The organism is Inquilinus limosus DSM 16000 (assembly GCF_000423185.1).
Taxonomy (GTDB): Bacteria; Pseudomonadota; Alphaproteobacteria; order DSM-16000; family Inquilinaceae; genus Inquilinus; species Inquilinus limosus.
Map to the genome: position 1 here is coordinate 65,010 of NZ_AUHM01000013.1, position 25,500 is coordinate 90,509.

Sequence of the window (25,500 nt, forward strand, 5' to 3'; positions counted from 1 at the left end):
TCAGCCGGTCGGGACGCCGACCTGCTTCCAGGCCTCGGTCACGGCCTTGACCTCGGCCTTCTTCGCACCGGGCAGCCGCCCCGCCAGATCCACCGTCACCGCGGCGAAATCGGCGAATTTGGTGGTCTCGGTCACCCGCGGGTCGCGCAGGGCATCGTACCAGATCCGGCCCGCCCGTTCCCAGGCGTGGCCGCCGATGCCGGTGGCGGCGAGATAGAAGGCCCGGTTCGGGATGCCGGAATTGATGTGGACACCGCCATTGTCCTGGATCGTGTCGACATAGTCCCGCATATGGCCGGGCTGCGGGTCCTTCCCGAGCACCGGGTCGTCATAGGCGGTGCCCGGTTCCTTCATCGACCGCAGGCCGACGCCCTGGACCTTGTCGGTGAACAGGCCCTCGCCGACAATCCAGTCCGCCTCCTCCGCGGTCTGCTGCCGCACCCATTGCTTGACCAGCGATCCCCAGACGTCGGAGAGGGATTCGTTCAGCGCCCCCGGCTGCTGCATGTAGACGAGGCCGGCCTCGTCCTCGGTGACGCCGTGGCCGAGCTCGTGGCCGATGACGTCGAGCGAGGCGGTGAAGCGGTTGAACAGGTCGCCGTCGCCATCGCCGAACACCATGCGCTGGCCGTTCCAGAAGGCGTTGCTGTAGTCCTCGCCGTAATGGACCGTGGCCTCCAGCGCCATGCCATCATCGTTGATCGAGTTGCGGCGATAGGTCTCGAAGAAGAAGTCGAAGGTGTGGCCAAGACCGTCATAGGCCTCGTCCACCGCGACATCGCCCGAAGGCCCCTGCCCTTCGGCGCGCACCAGCGTGCCGGGCAGGGCTTCGGTGTTCCCGGCGGTGTAGATGCTGCCCTGCCGCGGCGTCGGCAGGGCCAGCCTGCGCCGCCGGCGTTCGGTCACGGTCTGGGTGACGGCCAGCCGCTGCCGCATCGACCGGAAGGTGGTGTCGATGCCGAGCGCCCGGCCGGCGGCGGCCTTCTGGGCCCTGGTGCCGTTGGCGAGCACGGCGCGCAGCAGATAGGGCGGCAGGATGCAGAAGATCGAATGGCGGTGGTGTCGGGTGCACATGCGGATTTCCTTCCCAGCCGGTCACCGATAGAAACCACGATGCGAATGTTCGTTCCCGTCCGCGCGGATGTGGAGCGATCCCGGTCCGGTATCGGCGCGTCCGCTGGTCGTTCCCGGGCGCGGCGGGCAACGCACATTCGCGTGCAGGCCCCCTCCCCTTGCGGGAGCGCTGGTGGCGGCATTGATCATCCCTGAATCAGAACAAAACAGGAACATTAAATCAAGCGGAACCGTGCCGACGACGGCCTTAGCCGACCAAACCTCCTCTGCCTTCAGGCCTGGAAGCGTTCCGGCCGGAAGGTGGCGAGCATCGGGTGCCGCTCGCCGGTGGCGATCTCGAAGGCCAGAAGCTCGCCGGCGATCAGCCCGAGCGTCGCGCCGCTGTGGCTGAAGGCCACGAAATAGCCCGGGATCGCCTGCAGCTCGCCGAAGACCGGCTCGCCATCGCCGGGGATCGGCTTGCGGCCCACCCCGAAGCCGGCGAGTTCGAGCTTCGGATAGCCTTCGAGGACCTTCGAGGCTTCGGCCAGGAGACCGTCCAGGGTCTCCCTCTTCACCCCGTAGCTGCCGTCCGGGCGGATCTCCACCTCCTCCTCCGACCACGCCGAGTCGAGCGCGAAGGCGCCGCCTGGCGCGGGTCGGATCGCCACGCGCGGCGTGTTCAGCACGGCCTTCAGCCGCGCATCGACCGGTTTGGTCGTGACCAGGAGCGAGACCGGCGTGGCGTCGTCGATCCTCTGCCCGGCCTCGGCGACCATCTTCGGCACCGACGGGCCGGTGGCGACCAGCACGGCGTCGGCCCTGACCTCCTCCCCTTTCGCCGTCGCCGCTCCCACGGCACGGCCGCCCTCGATGACCACGCGCGCCGGTCCGGCATCGGTGACCAGCTTGCCGCCTCGTTCCTCGAACTCGTCCGCCAGGACGCGGATCAGGCTGGGAAGGTCGACCCACCCCTCGCCCGGGTTGAAGATCGCGCCCTGCGGCGTGATCGCGGCAACGGCGACGCCGGGCGTCACCGCGGGCACCTGCGCGGCCGTGAGATGCCGGGCGTCGTAGGCGAGCGACACCTCGTGGCGATAGGCGGCCTCGATCTGGTTGCCGTCGTCGTCGGCGTCCCAGGTCAGCCCCCCGTCGAACCGCAGCCAGCCCGCATCGGGATAGCGATGGGCCAGGGTGCGGTAGCGATCGATGCCGGCCATGCGCAGCCGGTGATAGGCCTCCGAACGCCAGCGGGAGGAGTTGAGCCAGGAGAGCGAGCGGCCGGAGGCGCCGTTCGCCACCGGACCGTCGTTCACCAGCACGGTCTGCACGCCGCGCCGGGCGAGATGGACGGCGGTGGAGACGCCGAAGATGCCGGCGCCGATGACGACGGCTTTCGAGACCTGGTCCTTGATCATGGTTCTTTCGAGATGGCTTGAGGGAGTTCAGAGGACTTCCGCCAGGAAGCGCTTGAGGCGGTCGCTTTGCGGCCGGTCGAAGACCGCGTCGGGCGGGCCGGCTTCGACCACCCGGCCTTCATCCATGAAGACGACCTGGTCGGCCACGCGCCGGGCGAAGCCCATCTCGTGGGTGACGACCACCATGGTCATGCCGCGGCGGCCGAGATCGGCCATCAAAGTGAGGACGCCCTTCACCAGCTCCGGATCGAGGGCGCTGGTGACCTCGTCGAACAGGATGACCTCGGGCTCCATCGCCAGCGCCCGGGCGATCGCGACCCGCTGCTGCTGGCCGCCCGACAGGCGGGACGGACGGTGATGCTGCCGGCCGGCGAGCCCGACCTCGGCCAGGCGCGCCCTGGCGATCCGGTCCGCGGCGGTCCTCGGCATGCGCTTGATCCGGGTCAGCGACAGCGCCACGTTCTCCAGCGCCGTGTGGTCCGGGAACAGGTTGAACTGCTGGAACACCATGCCGATCCGGCGGCGCAGCTTCTCCGGCTTCATGCCGCGGATGCTTTCACCGTCGAGCAGGACGTCCCCGCCCCTGAACTCCACCAGCCGGTTCAGGCACCGCAGCAGGGTCGACTTGCCGGAGCCGGAGGGGCCGATGATGCAGGTGACGGAGCCGGGCTTCACAGTGAGGCTGACGTTCTTCAGCACCTCATGGTCGCCATAGGCCATGCTGAGGTCGCGCACGGCCAGGCTGCCGCCGCTGAAGCGGGCCTCCGTCTCACCGCTCCCGACGGTTGCCCCTTCGAGCTCGCCGACCTCGACCAGACCGCTGGCCCCGGCGCCGGTCGTGCTTCGGCCGACCCGCAGCCGGGTGTCGATCCAGTTGACGAGATGGGTCAGGGGCACGGTGACCAGCAGGTAGAAGACGCCGGCGAGCAGCAGCGGCGACAGGTTGCCGGTGACCACCGCCTGGTCCTGGCCGATGCGGAAGATCTCACGCTCGGACGCCAGCAGGCCCAGGAAGTAGACGAGGCTGGAGTCCTTCACATTGCCGATGAACTGGTTGACGAGGGCGGGAAGCACCCGCCGGATGCCCTGCGGCACGATGATCAGCCGCATCGCCTGGCCATAGCTCATGCTCAGCGCCCGGCAGGCGTCCATCTGGCCGCGGTCGACGCTCTGGATGCCGGAGCGGAAGATCTCGCCGATATAGGCGCCGGCGATCAGCCCGAGGGCCAGGATGCCGAGCGGATAGGGCGACGGCCCGAACAGCTCCCGCCCCGCCCGGGCCAGCCCCTGCCCGATCAGCAGGATCGTGACGATGGCCGGAAGCCCGCGGAAGATGTCGGTGTAGATCCGCGCCGGGATGCGCAGCCAGGGCGACCGCGAGATGCCCATGATGGCGAGCGCCATGCCGATGACGACGCCGAGCACCGTCGAGGCGAAGGCCAGGATCAGCGTGTTCTTCAGCCCGACGGCGATCATGGTGGGCAGCACTTCGCCCATCGCGTCCCAGTCGAGGAAGCTGCGACGCAGGTTCTCGATCCAATCCATGCGGAGCCAACCCTTCCCGGGCGAGGACGGCGGATCGGCCCGGCCACGGCGGCCGGGCCGGATTCGGCTTACTTCTTGGGCAGGTACTCGTCAGGCATCGGCGAGCCCGGGAACCATTTCTGGTAGAGCGCCTTCCAGGTGCCGTCCTGCATCGCCGCGTGCAGCCCCTGGTTCAGCGCCGCGCGCAGCGCATCATTGCCCTTGCGGATGACGAAGCCGGCCGGGGCGTCGAAGCTGGGGATGTTGACGGCGACCCTCAGCGACGGATAGCGGTTCGTGTAGTCCTTGGCCGCCTCGTAATCGAGGAAATGCGCGTCGACCGTGCCGTTGTTGAGCGCCGCGACGGCGGAGTTGTTGTCGGGGAACTTCACCAGATCGGTCGCGGTGAAGGTCTTGGCCGCGTAGATCTCCTGCAGCGTGCCCTGGACCACGCCGAGGCGCTTGCCGCCGAGCTGGCCGGCATCGGTGATCTTCGGGTCGGCGGTGAGGACCGACAGGTAGCCCGCCAGGTAGCCGTCGGAGAAGTCGACCGTCTTCCTGCGCGCGTCGGTGGTGCCGATCGCCGCCACCGCCACGTCGAAACGGCCGTTGGCGACGGATGGCATCAGGGCCGAGAATTCCTGGCCGGTGAAGACGACCTGGTCCTTCTTGAAGCCGATCCGCTGGGCCACGTCGAGGAACAGCTCGATATCGAAGCCGGTGAACTGCCCGTCCGCCGTCATGAAGGTGTAGGGCTTGGCGTCGCCCATGGTGCCGACGCTGATCGTCTTCGGATCGATCAGGCCAAAGGGGTTCGGCTCGGCCAGGGCCGGGCCCGCGATCGAGCCGCCCAAGGCCAGCGCGAGGGCCAGCGCCCGCAGCCCCTTCGCCATCGTCAGCATCGCCGCAATCGTCTTCATCGTCTCCGCTCCGTTGCGTGTTTCCATCAGCCTGCCCGAATGCCCGGCCTCTATGCCGGACGCCTCTGTCGGCAATTGAGACCGATCTCTTTTTATAAGAGACCGATCTCTTTATGATTGAGACCGGTCTCTTTCTGAAATTGATAAAGCCGCATTGACCGTCCGTCAACGCCTCCTGTAGAGCAGCCGCATGGAACAGTCCCCGCCTGTGAAGCCGTCCGTCACCGTCGCCGACGTCGCGCGGGCGGCGGGTGTGTCGAAGGCCACGGCGGCCCGGGTCCTCGGCGGCTACGGCACCGTCAGCGACAAGGTGCGCGAGAAGGTGCTCGCGGTGGCGGAGGCCCTCGACTATCGCCCCAACGAGCTGGCCCGCAGCATGACGACCGGCCGGTCGGGCGCGATCGGCGTGGTGGTCGGCGACATCGAGAACCCGTTCTTCAGCGCCGCCGTCCGCGGCATCACCGATGTGGCGCGCGGCGCCGGCTTCACCGTGATCCTGGCCAATTCCGGCGAGGACATCGCGGCCGAGCGGGACGCCATCCGCACGCTGATCGGCAAGCGGGTCGACGGGCTGATCGTCACGCCCGCGCGGTCGCGCGAGATCGACCATCTGAGGGACGTCCAGCGCTCCGGAAGGCCGCTGGCCCTGCTCGACCGCGCCATCCCGGAGCTCGCCGTCGACACGGTGACGGTCGACGACCGCGAGGCGGCCGAGGCGGCGACCCGCCTGCTGATCGAGCACGGCCACCGCCGTCTGACCTATGTCACCGCCTGCGACACGCCGGAGCACACCTATCGCGACCTCGCCGATATTCCCACCGTCTCCGTCCGGCACCGCATCGAAGGCTTCCTGAGCGCCTGCGAGGCGGCACGGGTCCCCTCGCCCGCACGATCCGTCCGGCTCGGGGCGAATGGCCGCCAGGAGACGCGGCGGCTGGCGATGGAGCTGCTGAGGTCGCCGGAGCCGCCGACCGCCGTCCTGGCCTCGGACAGCCTGATCGCGCTCGAGATCTTCAAGGTGGCCCGCGAGCTCGGCCTCTCGATCCCCGACGACCTGTCGCTGATCACCTTCCACGACGCCGACTGGACCGGCGTGACCAGCCCGCCGGTCACCGTGATCGATCAGCCGGTCCATCAGCTCGGCACGACGGTGGCCGAGCTGCTCGTGTCGCGGCTGAAGGGCTATGACGGACCCGCGCGCCACATGGTCATTCCGACCCGGCTGGTGACACGCGCATCGGTCGCGCCGCATCGTTCGGCAGGGTAGCGGCCGCCGGAAAACGGCCACCGCCGTCCGCTCAGGTCAGTTCACGGCTGACTTCTCGGGGCTTGAGATCAGCGATCGTCCGGCGCCAGCGGCTCGAGCGCGGGTGCGTTGAGCACCTGGCCGTCCGGCGAGAACTGCGAGCCGTGGCAGGGGCAGTCCCAGCATTTCTCGAACCGGTTCCAATGGACGAGGCAGCCCATATGCGTGCAGACGGCGGAGCAGCGGATCACCGTCCCGTCCTCCGCCTTGTAGACCGCGATCTTTCTGAGCCCCTCTCGGATCACCGCGCCTTCGCCCGGGGCGAGCTCGTCCGCCGAACGCACCTCCCCCGGGCGGATGTATTCGGCGAAGTTCTTGACCGCGCCCGCCTGCCCCCTGACGAATTCGGCCAATGCGGCGAGCGCGGCCGGCTTGCGGGCGGGGTCGAGCACCGGCGCGTAGCGGCTGTCCTCCCCGAGGATCAGCGGCAGGATCGTGAGGCTGCCGGCGACGCCGTTGGTGATGCCCTGCCCGGAATCGCCGCTGTGGATGTAGATGTTCGGGTTGCCTGGATTGCGCCCCGAGAAGGGCATGAAATCGACCGGCTCGAGCACCTGGCCCGACCAGCGATAGTCGCTGTCACGAAAGCCGGGGTAGTGCTCGCGCGCCCATGCTTCGAGCCGGGCGAAGCGCTCCTCCATATCGTTCGCCTCGCCCGATCGATGATCCTCTCCGCCGACGATCAGCAGATCCTCCGCATCGCCGAGCGGCTGGATGCGGACATAGTGATAGGGATCGAGCGTGTCCCAGAGCAGCACGTCGGGGACTGTTCCCTTCGCCACGCGACCGGCGATCACATAGGTGCGGTTCGGAAGCTGCTTGGTGTGGATCGCGACCTTGTCGTTGACTGGCGAGTTCGTCGCGAAGACCGCGGCCGCCGCCCGGATTCTGGGCCCCGCCTCGGTCTCGATCTCGACGCCGCCGTCGATCTCCTTCTGGCCGAGATAGGCGGTATCGGAATGAAGGCGGCCGCCGCAGGCGGTGATGGCGCGAGCGAGGCCGGCGAGATATTTGCCCGGATGGAAACGCCCCTGGTCCGGAAAGCGAAGCACCGGTCCGGAGCCGAAGCCGGGCATCGGCGCCCGATCGGCCCATTCGAGATCGACCCCGATCGACCGACAGGCCTCGTATTCCTGCTCGAGATTCTCGCGGTGGCTGTCCTCGGCGGGCACGAGATAGCCGTCGACGCGGGCGAAATCGGCGTCGATCCCTTCCTCGCGGCAGATCGCCTCGATCCGGTTCACGGCGGCGACCTGGCTGTCGTAGTAGAGCCGCGCCTCCTCCTCGCCGCGGACGCGGATCAGCTCGGAATAGAGATCGTCGAGCTCGGTCGCCAGATGGGCGGTGGTGCGCGCGGTCATTCCGCGGCCGATGCGCCCGCGGTCGACCACGATCACGTGCCGGCCGAAGCGGGCCAGTTCGTAGGCGGTCGAAAGCCCGGCGATCCCCGACCCGACCACCACCACATCGCATTCGGCGTCGGCGGCGAGCGGCGGCGCCTCGATCGTCGGTGCCGTTTCCATCCAGAAGGACCGGCTCGCCTCGTCGCCGACATTCATCGCGTCTCTCCGCCTGCCGCAAGAGGCGAACATCAAGTCGGCCGCGTCGGTTCCTCGGGATCCCGGGAGCTGCCCGGCAGAAGCGGCACGAGGCGACCGGCACCCCGGACGTCCTATGCATGAGCGGCAAATTGCGCCTGCGCCGGCGACGGCTTAGACGTTGCGGGTCCTCCTTCGGAATCCGCCCACGATGTCCACCGCCGATCGCCTCCTCGCCCTCCCGACGCCGAGCCTCATCCTCGACGAGCGGCGCATGCTGCGCAACATCGAGCGCCTGCGCAGCCGTCTGCAGCCGCTGAACGTGACGCTGCGCCCGCATCTCAAGACGGCGAAGTCGGTCGACGTCGCCCGGCGCCTGCTGACGGACGGCCCCGGCCCGGCAACGGTCTCGACGCTGAAGGAGGCGGAGGTCTTCGCCGCGGCGGGCGTCGGAGACATCCTCTACGCGGTCGGGATCGCGCCGCAGAAGCTCGACCGGGTCCTCGCCATCCGCGCCAAGGGCTGCGACCTGTCGATCATCCTCGATTCGGCCGAGCAGGCCTCGGCCGTGGCCGAGGCGTCGCGGCGGGCCGGCGACCGGATCCCGGCCCTGATCGAAATCGACAGCGACGGTCATCGCGGCGGGATCAGCCCGGCCGATCCGGCACTCACGACCATCGGCCGCATCCTGCACGACGGCGGCGCCGAGCTGCGCGGGGTGGCGACCCACGCCGGGGAGAGCTACGGCGTGTCCGGCGCCGAGGCGCACGCTGCCTTCGCCGAGCGCGAACGATCCGCCGCCGTGGCGGCGGCGGAGGCCCTGCGGTCGGCCGGCCTCCCCTGCCCGGTCGTCAGCGTCGGCTCGACGCCGACCGCGCATGCCGCCCGCGACCTCTCCGGCGTGACCGAGGTGCGCGCGGGCGTCTATGTCTTCTTCGACCTTGTGATGGCCGGCATCGGCGTCTGCTCGACCGACGACATCGCGCTGTCGGTGCTGACCAGCGTCATCGGGCACAACCGGGAGCGCGGCTGCCTCTTCATCGACGCCGGCTGGATGGCGCTGTCCCGCGACCGGGGCACGGCGGGCCAGGCGGTCGACCAAGGCTACGGCCTCGTCTGCGACATCGACGGCAAGGTCCTCGGCGACCTCGTCGTCGTCGCGGCCAACCAGGAGCACGGCATCGTCGCGGTCCGCCCCGGGAGCGCAGCCGCCCTGCCCGAGCTGCCGGTCGGCACCCGCCTGCGCATCCTGCCCAACCACGCCTGCGCGACCGCCGCCCAGCATGACGGCTACGAGGTGCTGCCCGCCGACCCGACGGCGGGGCCGGTGCGCTGGCCGCGCTTCGGCGGCTGGTAGCGCCCCTCCACGGGCCTCCGGCCGGCGGATCCTTGGCCAACTCTGGCTCATGTCTCCGCGGATTATTCCTCGTTTGGCTCGGGGCGCGGCTTCCGTCTATCCAGAGGGCGCCGGCAGCCACCCGAACGATGGAGACAGGATTGACGATCTCGCTATCGCGCCGGCGGGCGCTTGCCGGCTCCGTGCTCGCGGTCCCCGCGCTCGCGCTTTTCTCGACCGCCCTCTCCGGCGCCCGCGCCGCCGACGGCGAGCCGAGCGCGCTCGGCCGCGTCGTCGACGAGGCGATCCGGCCGATGATGGCGGAGAACGATGTTCCGGGCATGGCCGTCGCGGTCACGGCCGGGGGCAAGCGCCATGTCTTCAGCTACGGCGTCGCGTCCAGGGAGAGCGGGCAGACGGTCACCGAGGACACGCTGTTCGAGATCGGCTCGGTCAGCAAGACCTTCACCGCCACCCTCGCGACCTATGCCGAGGCGCGCGGCGCCCTGTCCTTCTCCGACCCGGCGAGCCGGTACCTGCCGGAGCTCGCCGGCAGCAGCTTCGACCGGATCAGCCTGCTCGATCTCGGCACCTATACGGCGGGCGGCCTGCCCCTGCAGTTCCCGGACGAGATCAAGGATCCGGACGGGATGATCGCCTTCTACCGGGGCTGGCGCCCGGCCTATCCTCCCGGCACCCGCCGGCTCTACTCGAACCCGAGCATCGGGCTGTTCGGCCATCTCGCCGCCAGGGCCATGGGGCAGCCCTTCGACGCGCTGATGGAGCGGACGACCTTCCCGGCGCTGGGCCTGACCCGGACCTTCATCCGGGTGCCGCCGGACCGGATGGACCGCTACGCCTGGGGCTACAAGGCCGGCAAGCCAGTCCGGGTGACGCCGGGCGTGCTGGACGCGGAAGCCTATGGCGTGAAGACGACCGCGGCCGACCTGATCCGCTTCGTCGAGGCCAACATGGACGGCTCGGCGTTGGACGAAACGCTGCGGCGCGCCATCGCCGCGACCCATGCCGGGTACTACAGGATCGGCGACATGACGCAGGGCCTGGGCTGGGAGACGTATGCCTGGCCCACGGATCTCGGCCGGCTGCTGGCGGGGAATTCCCGCGAGATGAGCGGCAAGGCCAACGCCGCCGTCCGGCTGGACCCGCCGGTGCCGCCGCAGGGCGAGGTGCTGATCAACAAGACCGGCTCCACCAACGGCTTCGGCGCCTATGCCGCCTTCGTTCCCGCCAGGCGGATCGGCGTGGTGATCCTGGCGAACAAGGCCTATCCGATCCCGGCGCGGGTGACGGCCGCCCACCGGATCCTGACGTCGCTCGATGGCGAGGCCGGCTGACGGGAGCGTCGCCGAGAAGGGCCGTCACGCCGCTTCCCGGTCGCGGCGCAGGCCGTCCTTGCGCATCTGGTCGGGGGTCGTGCCGGTCAGGCGGTGCAACATGGCGATGAAGGCCGAGGCGTTGCCGTAGCCCAGCGACCGCGCCACCGTGCCGACCGAGGCCCCCTCCTCCAGCCGGGACAGCGCGGCCACCAGCTTCATCCGCTGCCGCCATTCGGCGAAGGACATGCCGAGGTCGCGCTGGCAGTGGCGCGACAGGGTCCGCTCGGTGGTGCCGGTCTGCCGCGCCCATTCGGCCAGCGACCGGCGGTCGCCGGGATGGCGCTGCAGAGCCTCCAGCACGGTGCGCAGCGCCGGGTCGTCCGACAACGGCAGGTAGGAGGCGTGACGCGGGGCGAGGCGGATCTGGTCGACCAGCACCTGCGCCAGCCGCAGGTCGGCGTCGCTGCGCGGCACCCGCACCCCGCGCGCGTCGAAATCGGCCAGGATCGCCTTGATCAGCGGGCTGAGCGCCAGGGTGCAGGGCTCGGCCGGCAGTTCGGCGCAGAGATCGCGCACGACATAGACCGACACGTAGCGGACCGCGTCGCGATTGTGGCACGCATGCCGCACGTCGGGCGGGGTCCAGATCGCATAATGCGGCGGCGACAGGTAGCGCACGCCGCCGACCGTCGCCTCCATCAGGCCCCGCACGGCGTAGTTCAGCTTGCCCCAGGGCAGCGACGCCTCCGGCCACACCATGCCGGCCGGGTAATCCTCGGTGCGGAAGGACAGCGGATCGGGCGGGTCACCGCGCAGCGCCGGCCTGGTCATGTCCTGTCCTCCCGATCGGTTGTCCGATCATCGTTATATATCTCGAACCGGCCAGGCGCTAGGGTCGCCCCATGTCCGCCTCGAACATCCCTCTGCGCTGGTTCGCCCTGCCGGTCGTCACCGTCGCGATCTGGTCCGGCAACGTGGTCGTCACCAAGCTGGCGGCCACCGCGATCCATCCCAGCGTCATCGCCTTCGAGCGCTGGGCCCTGGCCCTGCTGCTGCTGACGCCCTTCCTGCTGCGCCCCGTCTGGCGGCTGCGGCGGGAGATCCGGCCGCATCTGCCGAAGCTGGCGGTGCTGGGGCTGCTCGGCATGGCGGCCTATCAGGGGCTGGCCTATTACGCGGCGGAGACGACTTCGGCGACCAAGATGGGCTTCGTGGTGTCGCTGGTGCCGCTCCTGACCATGGCTCTGTCGAGCCTGCTGCTGGCCGAGGCGCCGACCCTGGGCATGCTGGCGGGCGGGATCCTGTCCCTGCTGGGCCTGACGCTGCTGATCGGCCAGGGCGATCCGCTGGCGCCGTTCAGCGGCGGGCTGGCGCCGGGCGACGGGTTGATGCTGATCGCCTGCGTCACCTATGCCGGCTACGGCGTGCTGCTGCGGCGCTGGCCGATGCCGCTGCCGGCCTGGCCCTCGCTGTACCTGCAGATCGCCTTCGCCACGCTGTTCCTGCTGCCCGGCTGGCTGCTGGCGCCGGCGGCGCCGCACAGCCCGACGGCGATCGGGCTGATCCTCTATGCCGGGATCCCGACCTCGATCCTGGCGCCGTTCCTGTGGATGCAGGCGATCCGCCTGCTCGGCCCCAGCCGCACCAGCCTGTTCATCAACCTGTCGCCGGTGATGACGGCGGCGATCGCGATGGCCGTGCTGGGCGAGAGCCTGCACCCGTACCACCTCGCCGGCGGCGCCCTGGTGCTGCTGGGCGTCGTCCTGGCCCAGCGCGCCGGCCGCCGCCCGGCGCGGGTGGCGGCGGAGGCGGCGGAGTGAGGCGGCGCCGCCCGAACCCGGGCGGCGCCGGCTTCTGCTACTTCCAGCCGTATGTCTGCCCGGCGGTGCGCAGCATCCGATCGTGCTCGCGGCGCAGCTGGGTCAGCTTGCGGGTCAGGTCGCGGCCGAGGATCTTGGCGTAGTCCTGGCCGGTCTTGGACTTGTCCCAGTCGTTCTCGACGAAGCGGGCGTCGACCCGGCCGGAGCGGGTGACCGAGACCGGCGTCCCGGTGAAGGTCTCGGCCGCCTTGGTCAGCTCGGCCACGAAGGTGGCGTCGTCCAGCCCGCTATAGGCCTTGCCGGTGGAATCCGCGATGTTCAGGAAGAACAGGTCGCGGCCGAAGGCGGTGTAGCCGCCGCCGAGGCCCTTGTTCACCGAGGCGGCATGCTGGAAGAAGGCCTGCGCCTCCTCGCCGCTCGGCGCATGGTCCTTGAAGGTGACCACGGCATAGCCGGTGTTGCCCTGCCCTTCCGGCGTGAAGTCGGTGACCAGCACGCTCCATTGCCGGAAGGTGTAGCCGACCGCGGCGGCGAACAGGTCGGCGGTCTTCGGGTCGGTCTCGAAGGCCGATTGCAGCGAGGCGTTGGTCTCGAGCTGGTAGCCGCCCGGCGTCACCTCGGTCTGCACCTGGTCGGCCGGGACGTTGAGCAGCGCCAGGATCTTCGGCAGCTCGGTGTCCTTCACCTGCGTGGTGACGGCGGCGCGGTCGGCGTAGCTCGCCTTCGCGGCGTCGAGGCCGAGCGGCTTGAAGGTCAGCGCCTCGTAGGAGAACAGCAGGGTCGGACCGACCGGCGCGGCCGGCGCCGGCTCGGCCCGCTGGCCGCAGGCGGCGAGCGCGATCGTGGAGGCCAGGCCGGCCGCCAGCGTGATGGATTTGAAGGATCGCAGGAAGCTCATGTCGTGATTGTCCCCTCCGGAACGGAGCGAAGCGCCCCGGCCGGCGAGTATAGGAAGGATCGCCCGCGCCGCAGCCCCCATTTGTCGGGGAGGAGAGCGATTTGCGGCCGCCGCCGTGATGCGATACCAGAGGGGGACCGCCGCCCGGAGACCCGATGATGACCGACCGTCCCGACGCCGCCCCCGATGCCGCAGAGGCCACGCGCCGCCTGATCGAGGTGATGGCGCGGCTGCGCCATCCCGAGACCGGCTGCCCGTGGGACGTGGAACAGAGCTTCCGCACCATCGCGCCCTACACGATCGAGGAGGCCTATGAGGTGGCCGACGCGATCGAGCGCGACGCCATGGACGAGCTGAAGGACGAGCTGGGCGACCTCCTGTTCCAAGTCGCCTTCCATTCGCGCATGGCGGAGGAGCGCGGCGCCTTCGACTTCGCCGACGTGGCCGCCGGCATCGTCGAGAAGATGATCCGCCGCCATCCGCACGTGTTCGGCGACGCCCCGGTCGACGCCGACGGCATGCCGGCGCAGTGGGAGCGGCAGAAGGCGGAGGAACGGGCCGCCAAGGCGAAGGCCGAGGGCCGGCCGGCCGGGGCGCTGGACGGCATCGCCGCCGGCCTGCCCAGCCTGACCCGGGCGCTGAAGCTGCAGAGGCGGGCGGCGCGGGTCGGCTTCGACTGGACCGACCCGGCCGACATCCTCGACAAGATCGAGGAGGAGGCGGCCGAGATCCGGGCGGAGGTCCGCGAAGGCGCGCCGCGGGAGCGGATCGAGGACGAGATCGGCGACCTGCTGTTCTGCGCTGTCAACCTCGCCCGGCGCTACGAGGTCGACCCCGATTCCGCCCTGCGCCGCACCAACGCCAAATTCGAGCGCCGCTTCCGCCACCTGGAGGCGGCGCTGCGGGCCGAAGGCCGCGAACCGGCCGAGGCCAGCCTGGACGAGATGGAGGCGCTGTGGGTCGCCGCCAAGAAGGCGGAGACGGCGGCTTGAGGCGTCAGACCGCCAGCAGCTCGACGTCGAAGATCAGGGTCGCGTTCGGCGGGATCACTCCGCCGGCGCCGCGGGAGCCGTAGCCCAGGGCGGCCGGGATGACCAGGCGGCGCTTACCGCCGATCTTCATGCCCTGCACGCCCTCGTCCCAGCCGCGGATCACCCGACCGCCGCCGAGCGGGAAGCGGAACGGCTCGTTGCGGTCGCGGCTGGAATCGAACTTGCGGCCGGCGCTGCCGTCGGCGTTCTGCAGCCAGCCGGTGTAGTGCACGGTCACGGTGATGCCGTGCGTCGCCTCGGCGCCGGTGCCGACCTCCAGATCCTCGATCTCCAGCCCGGAGGCGGTGACGGTGCGGGACATGATGCTTCCTTCTCGGGTTGGTATGGTTCAGGCTGCGGCCGCGATCTCGCCCATGGCGATGCGGGCGGCGCGCCAGCTCGGCTCGTCCGGCGCCACCAGGATCGGGCCCTGGCGCAGCGTCGGGCGGTAGCGGGTGCCGTCGAGCACCGCGGCCCAGCCGCCCGCCTCGGCGTGCAGCAGCGTGCCGGCGGCGTGGTCCCAGGGGAACAGCTTGCGATAGGCCAGGATGTCGATGCGGCCCTCGACGGCGTCGATGTAGTCGGCGCCGGCGCAGTTGACGTGGATGTGCGACGCCACCGCGTCGCGCAGGCGCAGCACCGCCGTGGCGTATTCGGGCGGGCGCTTGGCCAGGTTGAAGCCGCCGCGCAGCGTCGCCAGCGGCCCCGGCGCGGACAGCGTCAGGCGCCGCCCGTCGATGAAGGCGCCCTCGCCGCGGACCGCCCAGGCGGTGCGGTTCTCGACCGGCAGGTGGATCCAGCCCATCAGCGTCTCGCCCCGGTGCACCAGGGCGACGATGGTGCCGAAGCGCGGGGTGCCGGCGACGAAATTGGCGGTGCCGTCGACCGGGTCGACGATCCAGACCGGGTCGTCGCCATCCAGCAGGTCGAGCACGGCCGGATCCTTGGCATGGGCCTCCTCGCCGAGGACGAGGGAGCCGGGCAGCAGGTCGGGCAGTCGCGCGGCCAGGCGGATCTCGCTCTCCTGATCGGCGATGGTGACGAGGTCGCCGGGCGCCTTCTCCATCACCGCCCCGTCCTCCAGCCGGCCGAAGCGCGGCAGGATCAGCTCCTGCGCCGTCTCCGCGATCAGGGCGGCGACCTGGTCGATCTCGGGCAGACGCATCGGGGGCGGATCCTCAGTGGCGGGTGGCGATGCCGAGCTGGCGGTGCAGCCGCGCGGCGTCGTTGGGATGAAGGCGGACGCGGACGAAGAGGTGGGCGCCGTCGTCGCGCGCCTCCAGCACCTCGCCGTGGCGGTGCAGCCAGGCCAGGGTGCGGCCGTCGGCGATGTCGAGCTTCACCGTCATGGTCTCGCGATCGGCGTTGATGCGGCGGGCGATGAGATCCATCAGCGCGTCGCAGCCCTCGCCGGTCAGGGCCGAGATCACCGCCGCGTCGTGGCCGCGCCGGCGCACCGCGGTCGACAGCGTCTCGCGCTCGTGCTCCGGCAGCAGGTCGGCCTTGTTCAGCACCTCGATCACGCGGCCGTCGGAATCGATGTCGATGTCCAGGTCGCGCAGCACCGCCTCGACATCCTCGCGCTGGGCCTCGGTGTCGGGATGGGCGACGTCGCGGACATGCAGGATCAGGTCGGCGGCCTGCACCTCCTCCAGCGTCGCCCGGAAGGCGGCGACCAGATGGGTCGGCAGGTCGGAGATGAAGCCGACCGTGTCGGACAGGATGATCCGCCGCCCCTGCCCCGCCTCGATCGCCCGCATGGTCGGGTCGAGCGTCGCGAACAGCATGTCCTTGGCCAGCACCGTGGCCCGGGTCAGGCGGTTGAACAGGGTCGACTTGCCGGCATTGGTGTAGCCGACCAGCGCCACCACCGGATAGGGCACGCGGGCACGCGCCTCGCGGTGCAGCGACCGGGTGCGGCGCACCTCCTCAAGCTGGCGCTTGATCTGGATGATGCGGTCGTCGATCTGGCGGCGGTCCAGCTCGATCTGGGTTTCGCCGGGGCCGCCGAGGAAGCCGGCGCCGCCGCGCTGGCGCTCCAGGTGGGTCCAGGACCGGACCAGGCGCGAGCGCTGGTAGCTGAGATGCGCCAGCTCGACCTGCAGCTGGCCCTCGCGGGTGCGGGCGCGCTCACCGAAGATCTCGAGGATCAGGCCGGTGCGGTCGATCACCTTGGTCTTCCAGCGGCGCTCCAGGTTGCGCTGCTGCACCGGGCTGAGGGTGGCGTCGACCACCACCAGGCCGGCCTCGGTGGCGGCGACGACGCTCGACAGATCCTCCAGCGCGCCCTCGCCGATCAGGGTCGAGGGCTGAGGCCGCGACACGCGGACGCAGCGCGCCTCGGCGATGTCGAGCGAGATCGCGCGCGACAGCCCGACCGCCTCCTCCAGCGAGGCCTCGGCGGTCCGGCCGCTGTCGCCGCGGGTGCCGGGAAGGACCGGATGAATGACGATGGCGCGCCCCGAGGACGCGCCATCCGCACCGTGATTTGGCCCCGAAGTCTGGCCCAAAGGGATCAGGCCTCTTCCTTCTGCGGCTCGAACAGCTGGATCGGATGCGCCGGCATCACGGTCGAGATCGCATGCTTGTACACCAGCTGCGAATGGGCATCGCGGCGGAGCAGGACCGAAAAGTTGTCAAACCAAGTGATGATACCCTGCAGCTTCACCCCGTTGACGAGGAAGATGGTCACCGGGATCTTGTTCTTCCGGACGTTGTTGAGGAACACGTCCTGAACGTTTTGCGCCTTTTCTGACATAGTTGGGATCCTGCTGCTTGATTTTATTGGAGCCCCGAGGGGCCCGAGCCACACGATGTGGCACGTTTCGACAATATGGGAAGCGCACGCCCGGAGAAAAGGGAGCAATGGCGCATGGTCACGATGCGCCGGCGCCGGATGCGTGTGCCAGATAGGCGTCGAACAGCTTGCGGCTCAAGGCCCCGGGAGCGCCGTCGCCGATGGTCCGGTCGTCGATTCTCAGCACCGGCGTGACGAAGCTTGTGGCGCTGCTGAGGAAGGCCTCGCGCGCGGCATAGGCCTCCTCGACCCGGAACGGCCGCTCCTCGAAGCGCAGCCCCTCCGCCGCCGCGACTCGCAGGATCGACTGGCGGGTGATGCCGTTGAGGATGTCGCGGCTGGCCGGGCGGGTGACCAGCGCCCCGTCGGCGGTCACGATCCAGGCGTTGGACGAGGTGCCTTCGGTGACGAAGCCGTCCTCGTCCACCTGCCAGGCCTCGAAGGCGCCGCGCTCCGCCGCCTCCTGCTTGCCCAGCACCTGGGGCAACAGGCCCACGGTCTTGATGTCGCGGCGCTTCCAGCGGATGTCGGGGATGGTGACGACCCGGACCCCGGTGCGGGCGTGCGGGGCCAGCGTGGCGCGCCGCGTGGTGATCACCAGGGTCGGCCGCGCCGCGGCGGGGAAGCGGAAATCGCGCGGGGCCGCCCCGCGGGTGACCTGAAGATAGACCAGCCCGTCGCGCACGCCGTTCCGCTCCAGCAGCCGCCGCATGACCAGCCGCAGCACCCGCCGGTCGCACGGCCAGGCGATGCGCAGCTCGTGCAGGGAACGGTCGAGCCGGTCGAGATGCCCCTCCTCGTCGATCAGCCGGCCGCGGCGGACCGACACCACCTCGTAGACGCCGTCGGCGAACTGGAAGCCGCGATCCTCGACATGCACCGCCGCCCGGGCATGCGGCACATAGCGCCCGTTGACATAGGCGTCGCGCGCCATTCCTCGGTTTCTCCCCGCCTTCAGTCGACGAGCTTGCGGTCGCCGGCGCCGTGCACGCCCAGGCTCTTCATCTTGCGATGCAGGGCCGAACGCTCCATGCCGATGAACTCGGCGGTGCGGCTGATGTTGCCGCCGAAACGGGTGACCTGGGCGATCAGGTACTCGCGCTCGAAAAGCTCGCGCGCGTCGCGCAGCGGCAGCCCCATGATCTCGCTGCCGCGGTCGCCGCGCAGCACCGCCGGCGCGATCGCGCCGATCTCCGGCGGCAGCATGTCGGCATGGATCGGCGTCGCGGTGTCGCCGGCGGCCATGATCAGCAGCCACTCGATCACGTTGCGCAGCTGCCGGACGTTGCCGGGCCAGCTGTAGGCCTGCAGCGCCGCCATCGCGTCCTCGCCGATCTGCCGTGGCGCCAGGCCCTGGCTGTCGGCCGCACGCTGCATGAAGTGGCGGGCCAGGAGCGGGATGTCCTCGCGCCGGGCGGCGAGCGGCGGCACCGCGATCGGCACGACGTTGAGACGGTAGTAGAGGTCCTCGCGGAACCGGCCTTCGGCGATCTCGCTCGGCAGGTCCTTGTTCGAGGAGGCGATCACGCGGACGTCGACCTCGACCTTGGTGGCGCCGCCGACCCGGACGAAGGTCTGCTCCTGCAGCACCCGGACGATCTTGCCCTGGGTGGCGAGCGGCATGTCCGCCACCTCGTCCAGCAGCAGCGTGCCGCCATGCGCCTGTTCGAAGGTGCCGACCTTGCGGGTGGCGATGGTGCCGTCGACCATGGCCTCGACGCCGAACAGCTCCTCCTCCAGCCGGTCCGGATGCATCGCGGCGCAGTTCAGCGCGATGAACGGACCTTCGGCGCGCTTGGACAGGGCGTGCAGCCGGCGGGCCACCACCTCCTTGCCGACGCCGGCGGGGCCGGTGATCAGCACCCGGCTGCCGGTCGGCGCCACGCGCTCGATCTGCTGGGTCAGCTGCGCGATCATCGGCGACTGGCCGATCAGCTCGGCCTCGGTGCCGGCGCGGAGCCGCAGCTCGGCATTCTCGCGTCGCAGGCGGGCCGCCTCGATGGCGCGCTCGACCATCAGCAGCAGCCGGTCCGACTTGAACGGCTTCTCGATGAAGTCGTAGGCGCCGTTCTTGATCGCGGTGACCGCGGTCTCGATGTTGCCGTGGCCGCTGATCATCAGCACCGGCACGCCGGGATGGTCGCGCCGGATGATCTCGAGCAGCTCCAGCCCGTCGATCGGGCTGCCCTGCAGCCAGACGTCGAGAATCACCAGGCTGGGCTGGCGCGCGGCGAGCTCCTGCTGCGCCTGCGTCGTGTCGCCCGCTTCCCGCGTCGTATACCCTTCGTCACCCAGGATGCCCGAGATGAGCATCCGAATATCCGCCTCGTCGTCGACGACGAGAATGTCATGCGCCATGGCCCACCGCGTCCTTGGAGCCCGCAGCCGTCACCCGATCGGTCGATGCACCCGGCTCGTCGCCGGTTGGAACGGCCGGCACGCCCGCCTGTTCCAACGGAAAGACGAGGCTGACCCGCGCGCCGCCGCCCGGACGGTCCTCGAGGACCAGCCGGCCGCCGTGATCCTCCATGATTTTCTTGACGATGGCGAGCCCCAATCCGGTGCCTTTGGTGCGGGTCGTGACATAGGGTTCGGTCAGCCGGTCGCGGTCGTCGGCGGGCAGCCCCTTGCCGTTGTCCTCGACCGTGATCCACGCCTCGCCATCGGCGTAGTCCAGGATCATCCGCACCTGCCCCTTCGGCAGGTCGCGCCCCTCCGCGATGCGGCCCTCGATCGCGTCCGCGGCGTTCTGCAGCAGGTTGGTGACGGCCTGCGACAGCTGCCGGGAATCGCACGGCACCAGCGGGCGGTCGTCGGGCTGGCTGAAGGCGAAGCCGATCTTCGGATGGGCGTTGCGCTGCAGGAACAGCGCCTGCTGGCAGATCTCGGACAGGTCGATCGCCTTCATCACCGGCGACGGCATGCGGGCGAAGGCGGAGAATTCATCGACCATCCGGCCGATGTCGCCGACCTGCCGCACGATCGTCTCGGTGCAGGTGATGAAGGTCTGGGGATCGTCCGATATCTGCTTGAGATATTTGCGCTTCAGCCGCTCCGCCGAGAGCTGGATGGGGGTCAGCGGGTTCTTGATCTCATGCGCGATCCGGCGGGCCACGTCGGCCCAGGCCGCCTTGCGCTGGGCCGAGAGCAGCTCGGTGACGTCGTCGAAGGTGACGACGAAGCCGCGGACCTCGCCGTCCAGCCGCTCCGCCGCGATGCGGGCCAGCAGCACCCGCATCTCGCCGCCGCGGCGGATCTTCACCTGGCCCTCGACCACCCGCCCCTGCCGGCTGCGGGCATTCTCCAGCAGCTCCGCCATCTCCGGCACCACGGCTTCGAGCGGCTGGCCGACCAGCTCGTCGACCGTGCGGCCCAGCAGGTCGGTGGCGGAGCGGTTCGGCAGATGGACCCGGCCGTCATGGTCGAGGCCGAGCACGCCGGCCGAGACGCCGGACAGCACCGTCTCGGTGAACTGCCGGCGCTGGTCGAGCTGGCGGTTGGCCTCGATCAGCTCGCGGCGCTGGCTTTCCAGCTGGTTGGTCATGCGGTTGAAGGAGCGGGCCAGGCTGCCGAGTTCGTCGGTGCTGTCGACGCCCTGGACCCGGATCGACAGGTCGCCCGCCCGCACGCGCTCCGACGCCATGATCAGCTCGCGCAGCGGCCGCACCAGCGTGTCGGCGAAGACCAGGCCGATCCAGACCGCGGCCATCAGCAGCAGCACCGCGACGGTGACGTAGATCGCGGTGAAGATCAGCTGCAGCTGCGAGCGCCGCCCTTCCAGCGTCCGGTAGTCGGCGACCGCGCCCTTGGTCTGCTCGACATAGGCCAGCGCCTCCGGATCGACCTGCTTGCCGATCAGGAGGAAGGCATCGAAGGGGAAGCCGTTCAGCCGCACCAGCGCGCGCACCCGGTCGCCCTGGCCGTCGATCATCAGCTCGACCGGCCCGTATCCGCTGTCGCCGGCCATCGCCCGGTCGAAGTATTTCGGGGCCACCATGTCCAGCTTCAGGCCCTTGGCGTAGGGCGATTCGGCGATGACCTGGCCCCTGCGGTCGATGATCCGGATGTCGGGGATGTTGTAGGTCTGGGTCATGCTGCCCAGGATCCCGACCAGGGCAGATCTGTTGCCGGCGATGAACTCCGGATACTGGGCGTAGGCCCGCTCGACCGTGGTGGCGATGCTCTGCGCGGCGTAGCGGATGCTCTTCTGGTTCTCCTCGAGATAGACCTGCGCGACCGAGAGCGATTCATTGACCGCGGTCGAGACGCGTTCGGAGAACCAGGTCTGCAGGCCGATATTGAAGATGACGGCCGAGAAGATCGCGACCAGGATCGCCGGCGCGACCGCCACCACCGCGAACAGCGCCACCAGGCGGACATGCAGGCGTGAGCCGGCGGAGCCGCGGCGGCGCGCCGCCCAGATCCGCACCAGCCGCCGCGCCACGATCGCCCCGAGCATCAGGAGGATGGTCAGGTCGAGCACCAGCAGCAGCGACACCCGGTCGGCGTCCTTGCCGAACAGCGAGTTGCTGCTGAGCGCGGTGTAGGTCGCGATGCCGGAGGCGACGGCGGCGAAGATCAGCACCACCGCCAGCTTGTTCTCCAGCCCGATCCGGGTCGCCCATTGGTAAAGCTGCCGCCAGAGGGTCGAAGGGCTTGCGGCGTTGGTGGTCATCGACGGTTTTCTGCAGGCGGTACGGTCAAGCCTCTTAACTTAGGCCACGGACCACCGGAATGTCTAACTCGCGGATCTTCTTGCGCAGCGTGTTGCGGTTGAGGCCGAGCAGCTCGGCCGCGCGGATCTGGTTGCCGCGGGTCGCCGCCAGGCTCAGCGTGATCAGCGGCCGCTCCACCTCGCGCAGCACCCGGTCGTAGAGGCCGCTGGCCGGCAGGCTGCCGCCATGGGCGGCGAAATAGTCGCGCAGATGGCGTTCGACCGCGGCGGACAGGCCCTCCCCCGCCGGCGGCTCGCCCCCCGGCTCGGCGATCCCGGCCTGCGGCAGGGCGTCGCTCAGCTCCGCCTCGATCACGTCGATGCCGATCGTCTCCTGCGAGTAGAGGGCGCAGAGGCGCCGCGCCAGATTCTCCAGCTCGCGGACGTTGCCGGGCCAGCGGTGCCGCGTCAGCCGCTCCATCGCCCGCTTGTCCAGCGCCTTCTCGCTCATCCCTTCGGCCGCGGCGCGGCGCATGAAATGGCTGACCAGGGCCGGGATGTCCTCCGACCGCTCGCGCAGCGGCGGCAGGCGGATCGGCACGACGTTGAGGCGGTAGAACAGGTCCTCGCGGAACAGCCCCTGCCGCACCATGGTGCGCAGGTCGCGATGGGTGGCGGCAACGATGCGGACATCGGCCCGGATCGGGGTGCGGCCGCCGACCGTGGTGTACTCGCCCTCCTGCAGCACGCGCAGCAGCCGGGTCTGCGCCTCCATCGGCATGTCGCCGATCTCGTCCAGGAACAGGGTGCCGCCCTGGGCCTGCTCGAACCGGCCGGTGGAGCGCGACAGCGCCCCGGTGAAGGCGCCCTTCTCGTGGCCGAACAGCTCGGATTCGATCAGGTCGCGCGGGATCGCCGCCATGTTGATGGCGACGAAGGGGCCGGAACGGCGGCGGCCGTAATCGTGAAGCGCCCGCGCCACCAGCTCCTTGCCGGTGCCGCTCTCGCCGGTGATCATCACGGTCAGGTCGGTCGCCATCAGCCGGGCCATCACCCGGTAGATCTCCTGCATCGCCGGCGACCGGCCGATCAGCGGCATCGCCTCCTCGCCGTCCTCGGCGCCCGGCGCTTCCGCCTCCTCCTGCCGCGGCAGGGTCAGGCCGCGCTCGACCACCCCGACCAGCTCCTTCAGGTCGAAGGGCTTGGGCAAATATTCGAAGGCGCCGCGCTCGGTCGCCTTGACCGCGGTCAGGAGAGTGTTCTGCGCGCTCATGACGATGACGCGCAGGTCCGGCCGCAGCTTCTTGATCCGCGGCAGCAGATCCAGCCCGTTCTCGTCCGGCATCATCACGTCGGTGATGATCAGGTCGCCGACGCCGTCCTGGACCCATTTGTACAAGGTCGAGGCGGTGCCGGTGCTGCGCACCTCGTGGCCGAGCCGCGACAGCGCCTGAGTCAGCACCATGCGGATGGCGCGATCGTCATCCGCGACCAGAATGGTCCCGCTGGTCATGCTTCGCTTCCGTTGTCGTCATGGTCGCCGTTCGCCACCGGTTCGGCGTGGATCGGCAGGGAAATCTTGAACACCGTGCGGCGCGGCTCGCTCTCGAAGCCGATCAGCCCGCCATGGTCGCCGATGATCTTGGCCACCAGCGACAGGCCGAGGCCGGAGCCTTCCGCCTTGGTGGTCACGAAAGGATCGAAGAGGTGGTCCTTCAGATCCTCCGGGATGCCCGGGCCGTTGTCCTGGATCGACACCATCAGCGGCAGGTTCATGCGCTGGCTGGTGCCCGGCACCGCGATCGCCACGCCGCGCTGATAGGCGGTGGTCAGGATGATCTCGCCGTCCTCCGCCACCGCCTCGACCGCGTTCTTGATCAGGTTGAGGAACACCTGCACCAGCTGGTCGAAATGCCCCGGCACCGGCGGCAGCGACGGGTCGTAGCGCTCGATGAAGCGGACATGGCGGCCGAATCCGGTCTGGGCCACCTGGCGCGCCCGCTCCAGCACCTCGTGGATGTTCACCGGCTCGCGGGTCAGCGGGCTGGGGTCGGAGAAGGCGTCCATGCGGTCGACCAGCCGGACGATGCGATCGGTCTCCTCGCAGATCAGCCGGGTCAGCGCCCGGTCGTCATCGCCGACCGTCTGCTCCAGCAGCTGGGCGGCGCCGCGGATGCCGGACAGCGGGTTCTTGATCTCATGCGCCAGCATCGCCGCCATCGCGGTCATCGAGCGGGCGGCGTGGCGGCGGTTGAGCTGGGTGTCGATCCGCCGCGCCACCGATTCCTCGAACAGGCTGACCACGGCGAGGTCCGGCGGGTCGACCAGCGGCGCGACCGTCACGGTGACCGTGCGCCGGCCGATCCGCGGGCTTTCCAGTAGCATGCCGTAATCGGCGACGCTGCGGTCCTGCTGGATCGCCTGGTCGACCAGGGTGAAGAGCGGGCTGTCGCCGGGGACGAAGCCGGTCAGGTCCTGGCCCACAAGGGCGGATTCGCTGGCGTCGAGCAGCTGCTGCGCCGCCAGGTTGACGAAGCGGATCACCCGGTCCTGGCCGACGGCCAGGACCGCCACCGGCAGCGAGGCCAGGAGCGCGAAGGGATCCGGTTGCGGCGCGGCCGCGGCGGCGGGGATCGGTTTCAGATTCGGCATCGCGGCAAAAGGAGCTGACGGGAGCCAGATCAGCGTATCGCCTAAATTTTGTCCAATGAAAGTTTTGCCTAACCAATGAGCAAAAATGCCATCCAACCCCCTATTCTGAGGGGGAAGAAGTTCCTTGCAGCCGGCGCTACATGAGACGGCGTCAAGCACGCCGCGCCACCGGGCCGGTGGCGACCATGGAGCAGAATCCTATGAGATCGACGATCGGGACGATTGGCCGCATCACCGCCCTGGCCTTCGCGCTGGCAGCCGGCGCGATGACGCCGGCTGCCGCGGCCGACATCGCCGGGGCGAAGGACCATCCGGGCATCAAGCGCTTCGACGGCTCGTCGATCGTGACCTACAGCACCCAGGACTTCGCCCGCTACACCCTGCCGCTCGGCCCGGCCGACGAGTACGACCAGGCCAAGGAGAAGCCGGTCTTCGCCGCCGCGAAGGAGGTCAGCGGCGCGCTGACCCGCATCAGCTACACGGCGTCGGCCGGCGTCTCCGCCGACGACGTGTTCGAGAACTACGAGAACGAGCTGGCGGCCAAGGGCTATCAGGTGCTGTTCAAGGCCGAAGGCGCCGACATCGGCAAGCACCAGGGCTCGTCTTCGCCGGCGTCGGGACGCAGCTCTTCGAATACAGCGCGACCGCCGCGCATTTCCTGACCGCGGAGCTGGCGAAGGACGGCGCGACGATCGACATCGCCCTCTACGTCACCGAATACGAGGATGGCTACACCCGGGACATCGCGGTGACGGAAGGCCAGGCCATCATCCAGCTCGACATCGTCGAATCCGGCACGCTGCGGGACAGGATGGTGACCGTCTCGGCCGCCGAGATCGAGAAGGGCCTGGCCCAGCAGGGCCATATCGCCCTCTACGGCATCCATTTCGACTTCAACAAATCCGAGCTGAAGCCGGAATCGAAACCGGCGCTGGACCAGATCGCGCAGGTGCTGAAGGACGATCCGGCGGTCAAGCTGCACGTCGTCGGCCACACCGACAATGTCGGCGGCCTGGAGACCAACATGACGCTGTCGCGCGCCCGTGCCGCAGCGGTGGTGGCGGCGCTGGTGAAGCAGCACGGCGTGCCGGCCGGGCGGCTGAACCCGGCGGGGGTTGGCCCCCTGGCGCCGGTCGCGCCGAACACCAAGGATGAAGGCCGGGCCCGGAACCGCCGGGTCGAGCTGATTGCGCAATAGCCCGCAGCGGCCTCTTCG

23 protein-coding genes are annotated in these 25,500 nt (G+C 69.8%); 7 read left to right on the forward strand and 16 right to left on the reverse strand.

The annotated features are described in order from the left end of the window. From G537_RS0113650 to G537_RS0113665, 4 genes are all read right to left on the reverse strand, one after another. Nucleotides 1–1,074: a M4 family metallopeptidase gene (locus G537_RS0113650; RefSeq protein ID WP_026870595.1), complete on the reverse strand. Its 1,074-nt coding sequence runs from the start codon at nt 1,072–1,074 to the stop codon at nt 1–3. 272 nt (nt 1,075–1,346) lie between these two features. Next, nucleotides 1,347–2,471: an NAD(P)/FAD-dependent oxidoreductase gene (locus G537_RS0113655; RefSeq protein ID WP_026870596.1), complete on the reverse strand. Its 1,125-nt coding sequence runs from the start codon at nt 2,469–2,471 to the stop codon at nt 1,347–1,349. A 27-nt stretch (nt 2,472–2,498) separates the two neighbouring features. Beyond that, on the reverse strand, nt 2,499–4,016 hold the full coding sequence (locus G537_RS45595) for an amino acid ABC transporter permease/ATP-binding protein (RefSeq protein ID WP_026870597.1): 1,518 nt from the start codon (nt 4,014–4,016) through the stop codon (nt 2,499–2,501). A 68-nt stretch (nt 4,017–4,084) separates the two neighbouring features. Continuing rightward, a complete protein-coding gene (locus tag G537_RS0113665) occupies nt 4,085–4,915 on the reverse strand; it encodes an ABC transporter substrate-binding protein (RefSeq protein ID WP_026870598.1) in 831 nt (276 codons plus the stop codon). Between the two features lie 190 nt (nt 4,916–5,105). On the opposite strand from G537_RS0113665, the gene G537_RS0113670 reads away from it, so the two are divergent. Then, a complete protein-coding gene (locus tag G537_RS0113670) occupies nt 5,106–6,182 on the forward strand; it encodes a LacI family DNA-binding transcriptional regulator (RefSeq protein ID WP_026870599.1) in 1,077 nt (358 codons plus the stop codon). A 68-nt stretch (nt 6,183–6,250) separates the two neighbouring features. Here G537_RS0113670 and G537_RS0113675 read toward each other — a convergent pair whose 3' ends face one another. Beyond that, entirely contained in the window at nt 6,251–7,780 is a 1,530-nt protein-coding gene (locus G537_RS0113675) for an FAD-dependent oxidoreductase (protein ID WP_026870600.1), read from the reverse strand. A gap of 190 nt (nt 7,781–7,970) precedes the next feature. Here G537_RS0113675 and G537_RS0113680 point away from each other — a divergent pair, with 190 nt between their 5' ends. Next, a complete protein-coding gene (locus tag G537_RS0113680; RefSeq protein ID WP_026870601.1) occupies nt 7,971–9,116 on the forward strand; it encodes a DSD1 family PLP-dependent enzyme in 1,146 nt (381 codons plus the stop codon). Between the two features lie 146 nt (nt 9,117–9,262). Further along, the gene (gene ampC, locus G537_RS0113685; protein WP_026870602.1) at nt 9,263–10,450 is read left to right on the forward strand and encodes a class C beta-lactamase; all 1,188 of its coding nucleotides are present in this window, start codon (nt 9,263–9,265) and stop codon (nt 10,448–10,450) included. A gap of 24 nt (nt 10,451–10,474) precedes the next feature. Here the strand turns inward: ampC and G537_RS0113690 are convergent, their stop codons facing one another. Beyond that, nucleotides 10,475–11,263 carry an AraC family transcriptional regulator gene (locus G537_RS0113690; protein ID WP_026870603.1) on the reverse strand — a complete coding sequence of 263 codons (789 nt, stop codon included), beginning with the start codon at nt 11,261–11,263 and terminating at the stop codon, nt 10,475–10,477. A gap of 71 nt (nt 11,264–11,334) precedes the next feature. On the opposite strand from G537_RS0113690, the gene G537_RS37875 reads away from it, so the two are divergent. Continuing rightward, complete coding sequence (locus G537_RS37875) at nt 11,335–12,252, forward strand: DMT family transporter (protein WP_051248391.1); 918 nt, start codon at nt 11,335–11,337, stop codon at nt 12,250–12,252. Between the two features lie 37 nt (nt 12,253–12,289). Here G537_RS37875 and G537_RS37880 read toward each other — a convergent pair whose 3' ends face one another. Continuing rightward, on the reverse strand, nt 12,290–13,150 hold the full coding sequence (locus G537_RS37880; protein WP_051248392.1) for a hypothetical protein: 861 nt from the start codon (nt 13,148–13,150) through the stop codon (nt 12,290–12,292). Between the two features lie 158 nt (nt 13,151–13,308). Between G537_RS37880 and mazG the strand changes: the two genes are divergently transcribed. Then, the gene (gene mazG / locus G537_RS0113705; protein ID WP_026870604.1) at nt 13,309–14,142 is read left to right on the forward strand and encodes a nucleoside triphosphate pyrophosphohydrolase; all 834 of its coding nucleotides are present in this window, start codon (nt 13,309–13,311) and stop codon (nt 14,140–14,142) included. Between the two features lie 4 nt (nt 14,143–14,146). Here the strand turns inward: mazG and G537_RS0113710 are convergent, their stop codons facing one another. The 9 genes from G537_RS0113710 to G537_RS0113750 form a co-directional block, all read right to left on the reverse strand. Beyond that, a complete protein-coding gene (locus G537_RS0113710) occupies nt 14,147–14,503 on the reverse strand; it encodes an FKBP-type peptidyl-prolyl cis-trans isomerase (protein WP_026870605.1) in 357 nt (118 codons plus the stop codon). 27 nt (nt 14,504–14,530) lie between these two features. After that, entirely contained in the window at nt 14,531–15,346 is an 816-nt protein-coding gene (locus tag G537_RS0113715; protein WP_026870606.1) for an inositol monophosphatase family protein, read from the reverse strand. Between the two features lie 13 nt (nt 15,347–15,359). Beyond that, complete coding sequence (gene hflX / locus G537_RS0113720; RefSeq protein WP_026870607.1) at nt 15,360–16,691, reverse strand: GTPase HflX; 1,332 nt, start codon at nt 16,689–16,691, stop codon at nt 15,360–15,362. A 5-nt stretch (nt 16,692–16,696) separates the two neighbouring features. Further along, a complete protein-coding gene (gene hfq, locus G537_RS0113725) occupies nt 16,697–16,939 on the reverse strand; it encodes an RNA chaperone Hfq (RefSeq protein WP_026870608.1) in 243 nt (80 codons plus the stop codon). A 118-nt stretch (nt 16,940–17,057) separates the two neighbouring features. Next, nucleotides 17,058–17,912 (reverse strand): D-amino-acid transaminase, encoded by an 855-nt coding sequence (locus G537_RS0113730; RefSeq protein WP_034851659.1) that lies wholly within the window; start codon nt 17,910–17,912, stop codon nt 17,058–17,060. 20 nt (nt 17,913–17,932) lie between these two features. Then, a complete protein-coding gene (ntrX, locus tag G537_RS0113735; protein ID WP_026870610.1) occupies nt 17,933–19,336 on the reverse strand; it encodes a nitrogen assimilation response regulator NtrX in 1,404 nt (467 codons plus the stop codon). Further along, the gene (locus tag G537_RS37885) at nt 19,326–21,653 is read right to left on the reverse strand and encodes a sensor histidine kinase NtrY-like (protein ID WP_064742133.1); all 2,328 of its coding nucleotides are present in this window, start codon (nt 21,651–21,653) and stop codon (nt 19,326–19,328) included. Before G537_RS37885 ends, ntrX begins: the two co-directional genes overlap by 11 nt. Before the next feature lie 34 nt (nt 21,654–21,687). Beyond that, nucleotides 21,688–23,145, reverse strand: coding sequence for a nitrogen regulation protein NR(I) (gene ntrC / locus G537_RS0113745; RefSeq protein ID WP_026870611.1), 1,458 nt, complete (start codon nt 23,143–23,145; stop codon nt 21,688–21,690). Then, complete coding sequence (locus tag G537_RS0113750) at nt 23,142–24,284, reverse strand: two-component system sensor histidine kinase NtrB (RefSeq protein ID WP_026870612.1); 1,143 nt, start codon at nt 24,282–24,284, stop codon at nt 23,142–23,144. The genes ntrC and G537_RS0113750 overlap by 4 nt, the downstream gene beginning before the upstream one ends. A gap of 200 nt (nt 24,285–24,484) precedes the next feature. Here G537_RS0113750 and G537_RS37890 point away from each other — a divergent pair, with 200 nt between their 5' ends. Both G537_RS37890 and G537_RS37895 read left to right on the forward strand, forming a co-directional pair. Then, on the forward strand, nt 24,485–24,946 hold the full coding sequence (locus G537_RS37890) for a DUF4892 domain-containing protein (protein ID WP_034851661.1): 462 nt from the start codon (nt 24,485–24,487) through the stop codon (nt 24,944–24,946). An 86-nt stretch (nt 24,947–25,032) separates the two neighbouring features. Then, the gene (locus tag G537_RS37895) at nt 25,033–25,482 is read left to right on the forward strand and encodes an OmpA family protein (RefSeq protein ID WP_051248393.1); all 450 of its coding nucleotides are present in this window, start codon (nt 25,033–25,035) and stop codon (nt 25,480–25,482) included. Nucleotides 25,483–25,500 lie beyond the last annotated feature (18 nt).